Source organism: Sandarakinorhabdus rubra, from assembly GCF_010994245.1.
GTDB lineage: Bacteria > Pseudomonadota > Alphaproteobacteria > Sphingomonadales > Sphingomonadaceae > Sandarakinorhabdus > Sandarakinorhabdus rubra.
Genome location: NZ_WMHO01000482.1, coordinates 1 through 517, shown reverse-complemented (window position 1 = coordinate 517; position 517 = coordinate 1). Strand labels below are relative to the sequence as shown.

General features: G+C 71.4%; 1 protein-coding gene. It reads left to right on the top strand.

The window, feature by feature from the left end; genetic code table 11:
• Window positions 1-517 (top strand): Flp pilus assembly protein CpaB (gene cpaB / locus GJV64_RS15415; protein ID WP_164158409.1); only part of this gene is annotated, 517 nt, incomplete at both ends.

Genomic DNA, 517 nt, shown 5'->3' with positions numbered 1-517 from the left:
CGCGGCGCTGCGGCCCATCGCTGCCGGCGAGATCATCCTCGCCTCCGCATTGGCCGGCGGCACCACCCGGCTGGCCGCAGCGCCGCTGCTGGCGCCCGACAGGCGAGCCCTGGCGGTGCCGGTGAGCGAAGTGTCGGGCGTGTCGGGCTTTGTCTATCCCGGCGACCTGGTGGACGTGTTCTTCACCCGTCAGGCCGAGGAGGCGCAGGCCTATGCCGAGGTGATCGCCCAGAATGTGCAGGTGCTGGCGGTGGGCACCGACATGAACGTCGGCAAGGACAAGCCCGAGATCGTCAAGGCCACCACGCTGGAGGTGACGCCGCTGCAGGCGCAGAAGCTCAGCCTTGCCATGGCAACCGGCCATTTGAGCCTGGCACTGCGCCGCTTTGGCGACACGGACCGCGTGCGGCTGGAGACGCTGCAGGTCACCGCTCTCAATGATGGCACCACCACGCGGCTGCTGGCGCTGCCGCGCGGGCCGGCGCCGGCAGCCAGCGCCGCTGCCCGGGCCCCAGCT